The organism is Aeromonas sp. 19NY04SH05-1 (assembly GCF_040581895.1).
In the GTDB taxonomy this organism is placed as follows: Bacteria; Pseudomonadota; Gammaproteobacteria; order Enterobacterales; family Aeromonadaceae; genus Aeromonas; species Aeromonas enteropelogenes.
This window is the reverse complement of the sequence record NZ_CP095328.1, coordinates 2,012,164-2,027,753: the sequence shown is the minus strand read 5'-3', so window position 1 is coordinate 2,027,753 and position 15,590 is coordinate 2,012,164. Positions and strand designations below refer to the sequence as shown.

General features: G+C 59.7%; 12 protein-coding genes. 4 read left to right on the top strand and 8 right to left on the bottom strand.

The window, feature by feature from the left end; all coding sequences use genetic code 11:
* Positions 1–96: 96 nt before the first annotated feature.
* The 5 genes from hupB to tig all read right to left on the bottom strand — a co-directional run bounded on the left by hupB (position 97) and on the right by tig (position 6,466).
* Positions 97–369, bottom strand: a complete 273-nt coding sequence (gene hupB, locus MRK42_RS09400; protein ID WP_005315375.1) for a nucleoid-associated protein HU-beta — start codon at positions 367–369, stop codon at positions 97–99.
* A gap of 240 nt (positions 370–609) precedes the next feature.
* Complete coding sequence (lon, locus tag MRK42_RS09395) at positions 610–2,964, bottom strand: endopeptidase La (RefSeq protein WP_338612239.1); 2,355 nt, start codon at positions 2,962–2,964, stop codon at positions 610–612.
* A 141-nt stretch (positions 2,965–3,105) separates the two neighbouring features.
* Positions 3,106–4,380, bottom strand: coding sequence for an ATP-dependent protease ATP-binding subunit ClpX (gene clpX, locus MRK42_RS09390; protein ID WP_354689021.1), 1,275 nt, complete (start codon positions 4,378–4,380; stop codon positions 3,106–3,108).
* A gap of 65 nt (positions 4,381–4,445) precedes the next feature.
* Positions 4,446–5,069 (bottom strand): ATP-dependent Clp endopeptidase proteolytic subunit ClpP, encoded by a 624-nt coding sequence (clpP, locus tag MRK42_RS09385; protein ID WP_042069564.1) that lies wholly within the window; start codon positions 5,067–5,069, stop codon positions 4,446–4,448.
* Positions 5,070–5,155: 86 nt separating this feature from the next.
* Positions 5,156–6,466 (bottom strand): trigger factor, encoded by a 1,311-nt coding sequence (tig, locus tag MRK42_RS09380; RefSeq protein WP_026457098.1) that lies wholly within the window; start codon positions 6,464–6,466, stop codon positions 5,156–5,158.
* Between the two features lie 451 nt (positions 6,467–6,917).
* Between tig and MRK42_RS09375 the strand changes: the two genes are divergently transcribed.
* Both MRK42_RS09375 and yfbR read left to right on the top strand, forming a co-directional pair.
* Positions 6,918–7,352 carry a YccF domain-containing protein gene (locus tag MRK42_RS09375; protein ID WP_026457099.1) on the top strand — a complete coding sequence of 145 codons (435 nt, stop codon included), beginning with the start codon at positions 6,918–6,920 and terminating at the stop codon, positions 7,350–7,352.
* 94 nt (positions 7,353–7,446) lie between these two features.
* The gene (yfbR, locus tag MRK42_RS09370) at positions 7,447–8,037 is read left to right on the top strand and encodes a 5'-deoxynucleotidase (RefSeq protein ID WP_026457100.1); all 591 of its coding nucleotides are present in this window, start codon (positions 7,447–7,449) and stop codon (positions 8,035–8,037) included.
* Positions 8,038–8,123: 86 nt separating this feature from the next.
* On the opposite strand, the gene lolE is transcribed toward yfbR, so the two are convergent.
* From lolE to MRK42_RS09355, 3 genes are read right to left on the bottom strand one after another with little or no spacing between them, the layout of a single operon-like run.
* Positions 8,124–9,365, bottom strand: coding sequence for a lipoprotein-releasing ABC transporter permease subunit LolE (gene lolE / locus MRK42_RS09365; RefSeq protein ID WP_042069566.1), 1,242 nt, complete (start codon positions 9,363–9,365; stop codon positions 8,124–8,126).
* Positions 9,365–10,063, bottom strand: coding sequence for a lipoprotein-releasing ABC transporter ATP-binding protein LolD (gene lolD, locus MRK42_RS09360; protein ID WP_042069567.1), 699 nt, complete (start codon positions 10,061–10,063; stop codon positions 9,365–9,367). The genes lolE and lolD overlap by 1 nt, the downstream gene beginning before the upstream one ends.
* A 55-nt stretch (positions 10,064–10,118) precedes the next feature.
* On the bottom strand, positions 10,119–11,354 hold the full coding sequence (locus MRK42_RS09355; RefSeq protein ID WP_042029165.1) for a lipoprotein-releasing ABC transporter permease subunit: 1,236 nt from the start codon (positions 11,352–11,354) through the stop codon (positions 10,119–10,121).
* A 76-nt stretch (positions 11,355–11,430) separates the two neighbouring features.
* Here MRK42_RS09355 and MRK42_RS09350 point away from each other — a divergent pair, with 76 nt between their 5' ends.
* Positions 11,431–12,006: a PilZ domain-containing protein gene (locus MRK42_RS09350; protein WP_026458638.1), complete on the top strand. Its 576-nt coding sequence runs from the start codon at positions 11,431–11,433 to the stop codon at positions 12,004–12,006.
* A 47-nt stretch (positions 12,007–12,053) separates the two neighbouring features.
* The gene (gene mfd, locus MRK42_RS09345) at positions 12,054–15,515 is read left to right on the top strand and encodes a transcription-repair coupling factor (protein WP_338612238.1); all 3,462 of its coding nucleotides are present in this window, start codon (positions 12,054–12,056) and stop codon (positions 15,513–15,515) included.
* Positions 15,516–15,590: the final 75 nt, after the last annotated feature.

Below are 15,590 nucleotides of genomic sequence, written 5' to 3'. Positions count from 1 at the left end.
ATTGCGATGCGCCTTGGTCAATCAGTATGAGAGAAGACTCTCTAACTTGTCTGGTCTGCGACCAAGGACGGTAGCCGACGTATATCAGCGTCCGGCTTAGTTAACAGCGTCTTTCAGTGCCTTACCGGCTTTGAAGGCAGGAACTTTACCAGCAGCGATTTCGATGGTCGCGCCAGTTTGCGGGTTACGGCCGGAACGGGCAGCACGCTCGCGAACAGCAAAAGTACCGAAGCCAACCAGAGCAACCTGGTCACCCTCTTTCAGGGCTTCACCAACAGCATCAATGAAGGCATCCAACGCACGGCCAGCAGCAGCTTTGGAGATATCGGCACCGTCTGCAATCTTGTCAATCAGTTGAGATTTATTCACTCTTATTTTCCCCTATTATCGAACACCGCTGCGGCGCTGATTTCCCTGGCCACAACAAGTGGAGGTTTTATAGCAAGCCTCCTGACCAGTTGCAAGTGACAATCTGGCGCAAACCCGCGCCACATAACGCATTGCGACTCATCACGAGTACCCGATCGGTGGTCAAGGCTACTTCCGTTGCCGGACGCATGCAAGCCTTAACCACCGCCTGAATGCGCCAAATTTGCGGCGCATCAACATTTACAGGGTAGAAACCCGTTCAAACCCTTGCGGATTGTCCTGCAATGCCAGTTCCAACACCTCGTCAATCCAGCGAACCGGATAAATTTCAAGGTCTTGTTTGACGTTTGCCGGGATCTCCTCGAGGTCCCGTTCGTTCTCTTTGGGGATCAGCACGCGCTTGATGCCACCACGATGGGCCGCCAGCAGCTTCTCCTTGAGACCACCGATAGGCAGTACCTCACCCCGCAGGGTGATCTCCCCAGTCATGGCCACATCAGCACGAACCGGATTGCCGGTCAAGCTGGAGACCAGGGCGGTACACATGGCGATACCTGCGCTCGGGCCATCTTTCGGGGTCGCCCCTTCCGGCACGTGCACGTGGATGTCGCGCTTCTCGTAGAAGTCTGCATTGATGCGAAGCTTCTCGGCGCGAGCCCGCACCACCGTCATGGCCGCCTGAATGGACTCCTGCATCACGTCCCCGAGAGACCCCGTGTAGGTGAGCTTGCCCTTGCCCGGCATATTGGTGGTTTCGATGGTGAGCAGATCGCCCCCCACTTCAGTCCACGCCAAGCCACAGACTTGACCAATCTGGTTCTGATCGGTCGCCTTGCCGTAGTCAAAGCGCTGAACCCCGAGGAACTCCTTGAGGTTCTCCTGGTTGACCAGAACATGTTTGATGCTCTTGTCCAGCAGGATGCGTTTGACCGCCTTGCGACAGATCTTGGAGATTTCGCGCTCCAGGCTACGTACCCCCGCCTCGCGGGTGTAATAACGAATAACGCCAATCAGGGCGGAATCCTCGATGGTGATCTCGGACTCTTTCAGGCCGTTGCGCTGGATCTGCTTGGCCACCAGGTGCTGCTTGGCGATGTTGAGCTTCTCGTCTTCGGTGTAACCGGAGAGACGGATCACCTCCATCCGATCCAACAGCGGCCCCGGGATGTTCATGGAGTTGGAGGTGGCCACGAACATCACGTCCGACAGGTCATAATCCACTTCCAGATAGTGATCGTTGAAGCTGTTGTTCTGCTCCGGATCCAGCACTTCCAGCAGCGCAGAGGCGGGATCGCCGCGCATGTCCGAGCTCATCTTGTCGATCTCGTCGAGCAGGAACAGCGGGTTCTTCACGCCAACTTTTGCCATCTTCTGGATGAGCTTGCCGGGCATGGAGCCGATGTAGGTACGACGGTGACCGCGGATCTCCGCTTCATCACGCACCCCACCGAGGGCCATCCGCACATATTTGCGGCCGGTAGCCTTGGCGATGGACTGACCCAGGGAGGTCTTGCCAACACCGGGAGGGCCAACCAGACAGAGGATCGGGCCCTTGAGCTTGTTCACCCGCGCCTGTACTGCCAGATACTCGAGGATCCGATCCTTGACCTTCTCAAGGCCATAGTGATCGGCATCCAGCACCTCCTGCGCCTTGCCAAGATCTTTTTTGACCTTGGAGCGCGCCTTCCAGGGCACCTGCACCATCCAGTCGACGTAGCTACGCACGACGGTGGCTTCCGCCGACATGGGTGACATCATCTTCAGCTTGGCAAGCTCGGCCTGAGCCTTCTCGCGGGCGTCGGCGGGCATGCCGGCCTCTTCAATCTTGCGATTGAGGGCTTCGAATTCATCCGGGCTGTCTTCCAGCTCACCCAGCTCTTTCTGGATGGCCTTCATCTGCTCGTTGAGATAGTACTCGCGCTGGCTCTTCTCCATCTGCTTCTTGACGCGGGTACGGATGCGTTTCTCGACCTGCAAGAGGTCAATCTCCGACTCCATCATCGCCATCAGGAATTCGATTCGCTCGGAGACGGAGACAATTTCCAGCACCTTCTGCTTGTCTTCGAGCTTGAGCGGCATGTGGGCGGCCATGGTATCAGCCAGGCGCGCCGCATCTTCGATCGCCGAAATCGAGGTGAGCACCTCGGGCGGGATCTTCTTGTTGAGCTTGATATAACCTTCAAACTGACCGATGGCAGAGCGAACCAGGACTTCCTGATCCTTGTCGTCAATGGCTTTTGAGGGAATGTACTGGGCCTCGCAGACAAAGAAATCCTTGTCGTCGATCATCCGCTCCAGGCGAGCACGCTGGCCCCCCTCTACCAGCACCTTGACGGTGCCGTCGGGCAGCTTGAGCATCTGCAGAATATTGGCCACTGTCCCGACGGAGAAGATCTCCTCCACCGTCGGCTCATCGGTTGACGCATCCTTCTGGGCCACCAGCAGGACTTTCTTGTCCTGCTCCATGGCCGCTTCCAGACAGCGAATGGATTTTTCCCGCCCCACAAAGAGTGGAATGACCATGTGGGGGTAAACCACCACGTCACGAAGAGGCAGGACGGGAATCTCGATGCGTTCTGAACGCTCTAGGTTCATATATGTCCTCTCGGCTTGTTATACCGTTGGCAAAGCGCTTGGCTGAGTATATGGGGGCGCTTAGACGAGATTCAATCGCCGAAACCGTAAAAAGCATGAAAGGGGCAAAAAGCCCCTTTCATTTGATTAAAAATCAGACAGTTATTCTGATGCGGCTGCCTGGGTCTCGGGATTTTCGTAAATCATCAGGGGCGCGGAGTCCCCCTTGATCACGGTCTCGTCGATGACCACCTTGCTGACCCCTTCCAGGGAAGGCAGGTCATACATGGTATCGAGCAGCACGGCTTCCACGATGGAACGCAGACCACGGGCACCGGTTTTGCGCTCCATCGCCTTGCGGGCAATGGCGTGGAGTGCATCTTCACGGAACTCGAGCTCGACCCCTTCCAGATCGAACAGGGCTGCGTACTGCTTGGTCAGCGCGTTCTTCGGCTCTTGCAGGATCTGGATGAGGGCAGCCTCGTCCAGCTCGGTCAGGGTCGCGACCACCGGCAGACGACCGATGAACTCGGGGATCAGACCATATTTGATCAGATCTTCCGGCTCCACCTTGGCAAAGGTCTCGCTCAGGGTAGCCTTGGCATCCTTGGGTTTGACCTCGGCGCCAAAACCGATCCCGGTTCCCTTGACGGAGCGCTGCTCGATCACCTTGTCCAGACCGGCAAAGGCTCCGCCGCAGATGAAGAGGATCTTGGAGGTATCGACCTGCAAGAACTCCTGCTGCGGATGCTTGCGACCACCCTGCGGCGGCACGGAAGCGATGGTACCTTCGATCAGCTTGAGCAGGGCCTGCTGTACCCCTTCCCCGGACACGTCGCGGGTAATGGAGGGGTTGTCTGACTTGCGGGAGATCTTGTCGATCTCGTCGATGTAGACGATGCCACGCTGGGCTTTCTCCACATCGTAGTCGCACTTTTGCAGCAGCTTCTGGATGATGTTCTCCACGTCCTCACCCACGTAACCGGCTTCGGTCAGGGTGGTGGCATCGGCCATGGTGAAGGGGACATCCAGCAGACGAGCCAGGGTTTCGGCCAGCAGGGTCTTGCCGCTGCCGGTCGGGCCGATCAGCAGGATGTTGGACTTGCCAAGCTCCACACCACTGTTTTCGCCGCTGTTGCGCAGACGCTTGTAGTGGTTGTAGACGGCAACGGCCAACACCTTCTTGGCGTACTCCTGCCCGATCACATAGTCATCGAGATGAGCACGGATCTGATGAGGGGTCGGCAGCTCGTTACCATCGCGCTTGGGAGAGATCTCGCGGATCTCCTCGCGGATGATGTCGTTGCACAACTCGACACACTCATCACATATATAGACGGAAGGGCCAGCGATCAGCTTGCGCACTTCATGCTGGCTTTTGCCGCAAAAAGAGCAGTAGAGCAGCTTATCACCCTCACCCTTGCGTTTCTCTGTCATTCAGCAACCTCGTTTTATCAATAGAGGACGGCCTGTTGAGTTTACAACATACCGGAATTCCCTGCTCAGCCGCGCTGGCTCAGGACACCGTCAACCAGACCGTAGGCCACCGCCTGCTCGGCAGACATGAAGTTGTCACGATCGGTGTCACGTTCGATGGTAGCCATGTCCTGACCGGTATGGAAGGCCAGTCGTTCGTTCAGGGTATTCTTGATCTTCAGGATCTCCTGGGCATGGATCTGAATGTCAGACGCCTGGCCCTGGAAGCCGCCGAGCGGTTGGTGGATCATCACGCGGGCGTTGGGCAGACAGAAGCGTTTGCCCTTGGCACCACCGGCCAGCAGGAAGGCCCCCATGGAGCAGGCCTGGCCCATGCAGACGGTGCTGACGTCCGGTTTGATGAACTGCATGGTGTCATAGATGGACATGCCGGCAGTCACCGAGCCACCCGGAGAGTTGATGTAGATGTAGATATCCTTGTCCGGATTTTCGGACTCAAGGAACAACAACTGCGCCACCACCAGATTGGCCATCTGATCTTCGACCTGACCGGTCAGGAAGATCACCCGCTCTTTCAACAGACGGGAGTAAATATCGTAGGAACGTTCACCCTTGGCGGTCTGTTCGACCACGATGGGCACCAGCGCATTGTTGGGAGAATCGGTCACATCGTTATAGTTCTTGTACATAAGGCATTGTCCCTAAAATAAAATGGCCCGAGTGGAGATCACACGAGCCATTATACTTAACAGTCTTGACCTTAAGTCAAATGTTCTTAGGCAGCGGCACCAGACTTGTTGATCACTTCGTCAAAGGCAACTTCTTTCTCGGTCACTTGCGCTTTGGACAGGATCAGGTCGATGGCTTGATCTTCGATAGCCAGGTTACGAACACCGTTCAGCATCTGCTCGTTCTTCTGGTAGTACTCGATCACTTCCTTCGGATCTTCGTAAGCGGTTGCCATGGATTCGATGATGCTGTTGACGCGAGCGTCGTCAGCCTTGATCTCGTTGGTGCGGATCACGTCACCCAGCAGCAGACCTACGCGTACACGACGCTCGGCCTGAGCCTGGAACAGCTCGGCCGGCAGTTCCGGCGCATTGCCGCCCTGGAAGCCACCGAAACGCTGCAGAGCTTGTTGACGCAGGGTGTCGATTTCCTGGGCAACGGCAGCTTTCGGCAGATCGATTTGGTTGGCTTCAACCAGACCGTTCAGTACCTGCTCTTTCACGCTGTTTTTCAGAGCCTGAGCCAGTTCGCGCTCCATGTTCTTGCGCACTTCGGCTTTCAGCTCTTCAACGTTGCCGCTTTCGATGCCGAAACGCTTCACGAACTCTTCGGTCAGCTCGGGCAGGATCTGCTCTTCAACCTTGTGCAGCTTGGACGCGAACTTGGCGGCCTTGCCTTTCAGGTTTTCGGCGTGGTAATCAGCCGGGAAGGTCACGTCGATGGTGAACTCGTCGCCCGCTTTCTTGCCCATGATGGCGTCTTCGAAGCCAGGGATCATGCGACCGGCGCCCAGTACCAGGTTGAAGCCTTCGGCCTTGCCGCCGTCGAACTCTTCACCGTCGATGGAGCCTACGAAGTCCATGGTGACACGCATGCCGTTGGCGGCTGCGGCATCAACCTCGGACCAGGTGGCGTGCTGCTTGCGCAGGGTGTCGATCATGTTGGCCAGATCTTCATCCTTCACGGAGGCAACCGGCTTCTCTACCTTGATGGACTCGAGGCCTGCAACTTCAAACTCCGGGTACACTTCGAAAGTGGCGGTGAACTCGAAATCCTGACCTTCTTTGATCTCTTTCGGATCCATGGTCGGGGCACCGGCCGGGCTCAGTTTGTTCTCGATGATGGCCTTGATGAAGTTGCTCTGCATCATTTCATCGGCAACGCGGGCGTTAGCCATGGCGCCGAACATCTTCTTGATGATGGCAACCGGAGCCTTGCCAGGACGGAAACCGTCGATGCGACGGGTTTTGGCCAGGCCATTCAATTCTTTGCGCACGGCGGCGTCAACGGTAGCGGCCGGTACGGTGATGGTAAGACGGCGTTCCAGACCCTGGGTTGTCTCTACAGAAACTTGCATTCTTCTACCTCGTTCAACTCAGCACTGTGTGCTGACCCTTTATTACCCCTGGGCAAAGCCCGGAGTCTTCCTGTTTATAAAGACAACGATATGTCTTTGTGATGAGAAAATATGACGCGGCATTATAGCGGCGCACTTTGGTCGAGTCGAGCCACACATCCCCCGGATTGGGCTGAGTGCAAGCACAATTCGTGCAAAACTGTCCTTTATATGGGGAGAACCTGGCCCGACTTCAACCGGCAAGGAGCAATAATTTTGCGTTTGCTCACCTTTTTTCATTCGAATGCCGATTTGTTGCTCATTTTCCAGGAAATAGAAGACCGCCAACCGATGATTGTCACGGTCACGACCCGAATTGTCCGGTCAAACCGGGGGGAAACCAATCAATGATTGCGTCCCCTGCCCTCCCTCGCTATGGTGGCTGCCAAATCGATGTATCTGGAGTTACCACATGGCCTTTTTCCGCTTCTTGTTCAATCTGCTCTGGTTTGTACTGGGGGGCATCTTTATGGGACTGGCCTGGTGGCTGGCCGGATTGCTCTGTTTCGTGTCCCTCATCGGTATCCCCTGGGGACGCGCCTGTTTCGTCATCGGCACCTTCACCTTCTTCCCGTTTGGCAAGCAGGCGGTGAACCGCAAGACCATGACGGGGCTAAGTGACATCGGTACCGGGACCATGGGCCTGATTGGCAACATCCTCTGGTTCGTGCTGATCGGTGTCTGGTTGGCCATCGGCCACATCGCCTCGGCGCTGGCCTGTTTCGTCACCATCATCGGCATCCCGTTCGGGATCCAGCACCTCAAGCTGGCCCTGATCAGCCTGGCCCCCATCGGCCAGATGATAGTGACCAACCAGGAGGCCGAATCGGGCCGTTATATCCGCTGAAGCTGGTAAAAAGCGGGAGCAGGCGATGCCTGCCAGCGAAAAAAAGGGCAGACTAGGGTCTGCCCTTTTTCATTGTCCGTTGCCGAGGCTCATCATGTTACCCAGCCATTTTTTCGCCAATCTCGCCCGCATGAAGCTCATCTACCGCTGGCCATTGATGCGCAATATCCAGTCCGAAAATATCGCCGAGCACAGCCTGCAGGTGGCCATGGTGGCCCACGCCCTGGGGCTCATCAAAAATCGCCTTTTTGGCGGCCAGGTGGATGCGGATCGCGCCGCCGTGATGGCGCTCTATCACGATAGCAGCGAGGTGCTGACCGGCGATCTGCCCACCCCGGTCAAATATTTCAATCCCGAGATCGCCCGCGAATACAAGAAGATAGAACTGGCCGCCGAACAGCGCCTGCTCGCCATGCTGCCCCCGGAACTGGTGGAGGATTTTCGCCCCCTGCTGGACTCGGGTGCCCAGGACGGCGAACTGGCCAGACTGGTGAAAGATGCCGATACCCTCTGCGCCTATACCAAGTGTCTGGAGGAGATCAACGCTGGCAACCGGGAGTTCGAACCGGCCAGAAAACGCCTCGAGGCCATGCTGGAAGCGCGGATGAGCGAGGAGATGCGCTACTTTATCGACACCTTCGTGGCCAGCTTTTCCCTGCCGCTCGATGAGCTGAACGCCCACTGAGCATCAGGCATCCCGATAGACAAAGGGCCCGCCGGTTTGCACCGGCGGGCCCTTCTCTTTTCACTTTCGTTCACACAGGCTGGGGATCAGTGGCCCAGCTCGCGGGACGGCACCAGTCCGCTCGCCCGCCAGGCGGGATAGAGGGTCGCTACCAGGCTCATCAGGATGGCGGCACTGGTCACGATCACCAGATCCTGCATATGCAGCTCGGTGGGCAGGAAGTCGATGAAGTAGATGTCGGGGTTGAGGAAACGATGACCGATCACGCTCTCGATGACCCTCATGATCTGGGTCAGCTTGCTGGAGAGCAGGCCGCCAAGCAGTGCCCCCAGCAAGGCCCCCGCCACCCCATTGACCATGCCCTGAATCACGAAGGTGAGCCGGATCTGACCGGGACTTGCCCCCATGGTCTTCAGGATGGCGATTTCGCTGCGCTTCTCGTTCACCGCCATCACCAGGGTGGAGACGATATTGAAGCAGGCCACCGCCACTACCATCAACATCACCACATACATGACGGTACGCACCATCTGGATGTCCTGATAGAGGTAACCCTGGCTGTTCATCCAGCTGCGAATGTAGACGTGGTAGGGGAACTGCTGGGCGGCGGCCACCGTGATGGACTGCGCCTTGAGCACGTCGCTCACCCGCAGGCTGAACCCCTCCACGCCGCTACCCATGTCGGTGATGGCCTGGGCATCTTCCAGATGCATGAAACCGAGCAGGCCATCAAGCTGGCCGCCTATCTCTAGCAGCCCCACCACCGTCAGGGCTTCCCGTCTGGGATTCTTGATGCCCGCATCATCCCCGCCCTGAGGCAACAGCAGGGCGACCGAGTCACCAATGTTAACCCCCAGCTTGTCGGCGATGGTCTTGCCGAGAATGACCCCTCGCTCGCCGGGCTGCAGATCGCGAAGGCCTCGTCCCGTCATGTATTTGCCCGCATCCGACAAATTGGCCTCAAGCTCCGGCAGCACGGCGCGCAGTTGCACCCCTTTAAGGGCTGTGCCGTGCTCCAACAGGCCGTTGAGGCGGATCACCGGTGCCGCAGCCTCGACACCAGGCTGAGCCAGCAGGTAATCGCGCAGGCGGGGCCAGTCCGGCAACGGCCGCTCGACAGCATCCAGCTCCCCTTGCGGCACCACGGAAAGCACCCGGTTCTTGAGCTCGCGCTCGAAACCGTTCATGGCGGAGAGCCCCAGGATCAGCGCCATCACCCCGAGGGCGATCCCGATGAGGGATGAGGCCGAAATAAAGGCGATAAACCCGTTGCGACGACGGGAGCGACTGTAGCGCAGGCCCAGAAACAGGGGCAGCGGTTTGAACATCAGGCAACCTCCGCCATCACGCCGCTCACCAAGGTCACCCGGCGATGGAGTTTGGCCGCCAGGCTCAAATCGTGGGTCACCACCACAAACGCGGTGCCAAGCTCGCGGTTGAGTTCACAGAGCAACTCATAAACGGCGGTGGCACTGGCGTGATCCAGGTTGCCGGTGGGTTCGTCCGCCAACACCAGGCTCGGCTCGTTGACCAGGGCGCGGGCGATGGCCACCCGCTGGCGCTCGCCGCCGGAGAGCTCGGAGGGGCGATGGTGCAGGCGGTGGGAGAGCCCCACCCGACTCAGCATGCGGGTCGCTTTTTCGGTGGCCACCGCCACCGATTCACCGGCGATGAGCAGTGGCATGGCGGCATTTTCCAGCGCGCTGAATTCGGAGAGCAGGTGGTGGAACTGATAGACGAACCCCAGCTCGCGGTTGCGAAATCTCGCCTGGGTACGGCTGTTCCAGCGGTGGATATCCTCCCCCTTGAACAACACGGCACCGCTGGAGGGATTGTCGAGCGCGCCCATCAGATGCAGCAAGGTGGTCTTGCCCGACCCCGAGCTGCCCACCACCGCCAGCATCTCGCCGGGTGCAACACAGAGATCAATCCCCTTGAGGACCTGGGTCTCCAGCTCGCCCTCTTTATAGACATGGTTGAGGGCCTGGCAACGCAGCAGAGGCTCACAGGACAGGGCTTCATTCATAAACGGGGCTCCACTTACACCAGTGACCACACCGGCAGTAACAACAGAAGATGAATCATTCATAACGCAGCGCCTCGGCCGGCTTCACTCTGGCCGCACGGGCTGCAGGATAGAGGGTGGCGCTGAAACTGAGCAGTACAGCCCCAAGCAAAATGGTGATGACCTGGGCAGGCTCCACGATCACCGGCAGGCCACTGCCGCCCGCCGCCATATAGAGGTTGAGCCCGAGGGCATTGAGCAGGGGGTTGAGTCCCAGGGTCAGGGCCAATCCAGCCAGCGCGCCGAACAGGGCGCCGATCACCCCGCTGGAGGCGCCAAGCACCATGAAGATCTTGACTATCCCTGCCTCGCTCATGCCCATGGTGCGCAAAATGGCCACCTCCCCTTCCTTGTCGGTGACCACCATCACCAGGGCGGAGAGGATGTTGAAGGTGGCGACCGCGATGATCAGCACCAGCATCAGCCCCATCATCCGTTTTTCCATAGCTACCGCCTGGAACAGCTCGCCCCGCTCACGGCGCCAATCCTGCCACTGCAGACCGTCGGGCAGCGGGGTCTTGATCACCTGATCGGCGGCGAAAGGATCATCGAGCCAAAGGCGAATGCCACCGACCGTTTCTGTCGGCAGCCGCAGCAGGCGCTGGGCATCCCCCAGCGCGATCAGGGCGATCTGGTTGTCCACGTCGGCCCCGACCCCGAAGATACCGGAGACGGTGAAGAGGCGCTGGGCCGGGACACGACCGAACGGGGTGAAGCGGGTTCCCTCGGTCAGGATCAGGCGAACCTGGTCCCCGATGGAGACGTTGAGGCGACGAGCCACCCCCTGCCCCAGCACGATCCGGTATTGACCGGCCTGCAGGGTATCGAGGCGCCCCCCCAGCATCTGACTGTGAAGGATATCCCCCTTGGGCCAGCGGGCGGGATCGATCCCCTGCACGCTCACCCCGGTCAACTGGCCGGGGCTTTGCAGCATCCCCTCGCTGTCGAGCATGGGGGCCGTGGCCACCACATGGGGCAGCTTGGCGAGATCCGGTAGGCCCTGGGGCGCTGCATCGATGCGGCCGGCCTGATTGGTCACCACCACATGAGGGATCACCCCGAGGATGCGCCCCTTGAGCTGGCCTTCGAATCCGTTCATCACCGAAATGACCACCATCAGAGCCGCGACTCCGATGGCGATGCCAAAGGTGGAAAACAGGGAGATAAATGAGACGAAGCGGTTGCTGCGCTTCGAGCCCGCATAGCGCAGGCCGATGGCCAGCGAAAGGGGCTGAAAAAGTCCGGTCTTCAAGGATATGTACGTTGCCAACAAAATAAGATACCGGATAATAAAGGGAAACCGTCTATGACAACAAGGGATAGCCTCCATGCAGGAACAGTTCTTCAGCGTCACTCATGCCACGCCGGTCAATGTGATCCCCATGCCGGCCGACTTTCAGCTGCCTTCACTGGAGGAGCTGGACGCTGAGCTGCCGGAGCCCTTTCGGATCGCCTCGGCCATCACCTCCATCGATCTGGTGACCACCCGCTTGCTGCGCAACCAGAATGATTCGATGCACGACCTCCTCGAGATCGTCAATCAGCAATCCCGCAAGATCGACATGATCATGAGCTATGTCCTCTCCTTGCAGGATCATCCCGAGCAGCGCTTCCACACCCTGCGTTTCGGTGCCGGCCAACTCACCTATCTGCACCCCTACCACGGCCATGGCGATGTCCCTCAGCCACACCAGATAGTGCGCCTCAAGATCTTCTTGCGCGACGAGGCGGCCGCCATCTACTGCTATGGCCAGGTCAAGCAGGTCGAGGGGGGCGAGCACGGCAATCACGTGGTGCTCGACTATGTGCGGATCCGTGAAGATGACCGTGAGCTGCTGGTACGCGCCAGCCTGCATGTGCAATCAAAACAACTCAAGCTGCGCGCTCAGGAGCGTCAGCGTTAACCACAACGAACGTCAGCGCTAACAACCGCCAACGTTAAAAGAATCGAATGATGCCAATGACTCTCCCCGCCTTGCCCGCCAAAGCGGGCCAAAAAATCACGCTTGGCCAGCTGGTCGGCAGCAGCCTCTCGCTGTTCGCCGCCCGCATCACGGGGGCGGCAGACCGTCCCGTCCTGCTGGTCACCGCCGATACCCCGAGCGCCCTGCGCCTCGAACAGGAACTGCAATACCTGCTGGCAGATGAGGGATGTCCCGTGCTGCTGTTTCCCGACTGGGAAACCCTGCCCTACGACACCTTCTCTCCCCATCAGGACATCATTTCCCAGCGCCTCGAGACCCTCTACAAGCTGCCGCAGATGAGCAAAGGGGTGCTGATCGTGCCCATCTCGACCCTGATGCTGCGCTGCGCCCCCCGCGCCTATCTCGACAAGTACAGCCTGATGGTGACAAGCGGCCAGCGCCTCAACCTGCAGCAGCTGCGCGGACGTCTTGCCGAGGCGGGCTACGTGGCGGTGGATCAGGTGCTGGAACACGGCGAGTTTGCCGCCCGCGGCTCCTTGCTCGATCTCTTCCCCATGGGCAGCAACACCCCCTATCGCATCGACTTTTTCGATGACGAGGTGGACTCCATCCGCCCGTTTGATCCCGAGACCCAGCGCTCCAGCGAGCCGGTCAAATCGGTCAGCCTGTTGCCGGCCCGAGAGTTCCCCACCGACGAGAGCGCCATCGAGCTCTTTCGCGGCCACTATCGCGAACAGTTCGAGATCTCCCGCGCCGAGGGCTCCGTCTATCAGGAGGTGAGCAAAGGACGCTGGCCGGCCGGCATCGAATACTATCTGCCGCTCTTTTTCCAGGAAACCGCCAGCCTGTTCGATTACCTGCCACAGAGCACCTTGCTGCTCACCGTGGGAGATATTTACCCCGCCGCCCAGCGCTTCTGGAACGACATCGGCCAGCGTTATGAGGAGCGACGCTGGGACAACACCCGGCCCCTGTTGCCCCCCCAGCAGATCTATCTGCCGGTGGAGCAGCTGTTCGCCGAGCTGGGGCAATATGGCGCGGTGCGGCTGCAGGAGGCCGCCACCGGCGGGGAAGCCGGCCAGCGGGATCTGCCCATCGCCCCCCTGCCCGACCTGCAACTCGATCACAGCAAGGAGCAGCCCCTGCTGGCGCTCAGCCAGTTCCTGCAAGGGTTTGCCGGTCGCACCCTGTTTGCGGTGGAGTCCGAGGGACGGCGTGAGGTGCTGGGGGACTTGCTGGCCCGCATCAATGTGCAGCCCAAAGAGTTTGCGTCTCTGGATGCCTTCGTGGCGAGCCGGGATCGCCACGGCCTGTTGGTGGCCCCGCTCGAGCGTGGCTTCCTGCTCAGCGAAGCTGGCCAGGAAGAGCTGGCCCTTATCACCGAGAGCGAGCTGCTGGGCGGCAAGGTGCGCAGCAAACGGGCGCGGGAGAAGAACAAGAATTTAAGCTCGGATGCGGTGATCCGAAACCTGGGCGAGCTGACCCAGGGCCAACCGGTGGTGCATCTTGATCACGGTGTCGGCCGCTATCTGGGGCTCGAGACCATCGATGCCGGCGGTCTGCCCACCGAGTTTTTGACCCTGGAGTACGCCGGCGGCGACAAGCTGTTCGTGCCGGTCACCAGCCTGCACCTTATCAGCCGTTATACCGGATCGGATAACCCGCCCAGCCATAAATTGGGGGGCGAGGCCTGGAGCAAGGCGCGACGCAAGGCAGCCGAAAAAGTGCGTGACGTCGCCGCCGAACTGCTCGACGTCTATGCCCATCGCGCCGCTCGCGCCGGTTTTGCCTTCAAGCACGACAAGGAAGCCTACCGCCAGTTTGCTGCCGGTTTCCCGTTCGAGGAGACCGAGGATCAGCTCAATGCCATCAATGCGGTGCTTGGCGACATGTGCCAGGCCAAGAGCATGGACAGGCTGGTGTGCGGCGACGTGGGTTTTGGCAAGACAGAGGTGGCAATGCGCGCCGCCTTTGTCGCCGTGCACGGTGGCAAGCAGGTGGCGGTGCTGGTGCCCACCACCCTGCTCGCTCAGCAGCACTACGACAACTTCCGCGATCGCTTCGCCAACTGGCCGGTGCGGGTCGAGGTGCTGAGCCGCTTTCGTTCCGCCAAGGAGCAAAACGCCGTCATGAAGGAGCTGGCCGAGGGCAAGGTGGACATCATCATCGGCACCCACAAGCTGCTGGGCTCCGATCTCACCTTCAAGGATCTGGGGCTGCTCATCGTCGACGAGGAGCACAGATTCGGGGTACGCCAGAAGGAGAAGATCAAGGCGCTGCGCGCGGACGTGGATATCCTCACCCTCACCGCGACCCCCATTCCGCGCACCCTCAACATGGCGATGTCCGGCATGCGGGATCTCTCGATCATCGCCACTCCGCCCGCCAAGCGCCTCGCCATCAAGACCTTCGTGCGCCAGCACGAGCCGGCGGTGGTGCGTGAGGCAGTGCTGCGGGAACTCAAACGCGGCGGTCAGGTCTACTACCTGCACAACGACGTGGAGAGCATCGAGAAGTGCGCAGCGGATCTCGCCGAGCTGGTGCCGGAGGCGCGCATCGGCATCGCCCACGGCCAGATGCGCGAGCGCGAACTCGAGCGGATCATGTCAGATTTCTACCACCAGCGTTTCAACCTGCTGGTGTGCACCACCATTATAGAGACCGGCATCGACGTGCCGAGCGCCAACACCATCATCATGGACAGAGCCGACCATCTGGGGCTTGCCCAGTTGCACCAGCTGCGCGGCCGGGTCGGCCGTTCCCACCACCAGGCTTATGCCTATCTGCTCACCCCCCATCCCAAGCTGATGACCAAGGATGCGGCCAAGCGGCTCGAAGCCATCGCGTCGCTGGAAGATCTCGGCGCCGGCTTTGCCCTGGCCACCCACGATCTGGAGATCCGCGGCGCCGGCGAGCTCTTGGGGGACGATCAGAGCGGCCAGATCGAATCGGTGGGCTTTACCCTCTACATGGAGATGCTGGAGCAGGCGGTCGAGGCACTGAAAAATGGCAAGGAGCCGTCCCTCGAGCAGCTGATGAGCCAGCACACCGAGGTGGAGCTGCGCCTGCCCGCGCTGTTGCCGGACGACTACATCCCGGACGTCAACATGCGCCTCTCCATGTACAAGCGCATCGCCAGCGCGGCGGACGAGCAGGAGCTGCGGGAGTTGAAGGTGGAACTCATCGACCGCTTTGGCCTCTTGCCGGAGGCGACCAAAACCCTGATGGAGTTGGCCGCCTTCCGCCAGCGCGCCACGGCGCTGGGCATTCGCCGGGTGGAGATGAGCGAGCGCGGTGGTTATCTCGACTTCACCCAGGAGACCAAGGTCAACCCGACCTATCTGGTCAAACTCCTCTCCGAGCAACCACGCATCTACAAGATGGATGGACCGACCCGGCTGCGCTTCCAGGTACCGACCCAGGATCGCGCCATGCGGCTCAAACTGGTGGATGGCTTGCTGGCGGATCTCGCCAACCACAGCCAGTAACCTGGCCACTTGGCCAATAAAAACGGGAGCCCTTGCGGCTCCCGTTTTTATTATTTGCAGTTGGCTGCGCTTTGC

Excerpts from the sequence above, each read along its gene's own strand:
- lon (WP_338612239.1), bottom strand. The coding sequence starts at position 2,964 with ATGAACCTAGAGCGTTCAGAACGCATCGAGATTCCCGTCCTGCCTCTT.
- clpX (WP_354689021.1), bottom strand. The coding sequence starts at position 4,380 with ATGACAGAGAAACGCAAGGGTGAGGGTGATAAGCTGCTCTACTGCTCT.
- clpP (WP_042069564.1), bottom strand. The coding sequence starts at position 5,069 with ATGTACAAGAACTATAACGATGTGACCGATTCTCCCAACAATGCGCTG.
- tig (WP_026457098.1), bottom strand. The coding sequence starts at position 6,466 with ATGCAAGTTTCTGTAGAGACAACCCAGGGTCTGGAACGCCGTCTTACC.
- MRK42_RS09375 (WP_026457099.1), top strand. The coding sequence starts at position 6,918 with ATGGCCTTTTTCCGCTTCTTGTTCAATCTGCTCTGGTTTGTACTGGGG.
- yfbR (WP_026457100.1), top strand. The coding sequence starts at position 7,447 with ATGTTACCCAGCCATTTTTTCGCCAATCTCGCCCGCATGAAGCTCATC.
- lolE (WP_042069566.1), bottom strand. The coding sequence starts at position 9,365 with ATGTTCAAACCGCTGCCCCTGTTTCTGGGCCTGCGCTACAGTCGCTCC.
- lolD (WP_042069567.1), bottom strand. The coding sequence starts at position 10,063 with ATGAATGAAGCCCTGTCCTGTGAGCCTCTGCTGCGTTGCCAGGCCCTC.
- MRK42_RS09350 (WP_026458638.1), top strand. The coding sequence starts at position 11,431 with ATGCAGGAACAGTTCTTCAGCGTCACTCATGCCACGCCGGTCAATGTG.
- mfd (WP_338612238.1), top strand. The coding sequence starts at position 12,054 with ATGATGCCAATGACTCTCCCCGCCTTGCCCGCCAAAGCGGGCCAAAAA.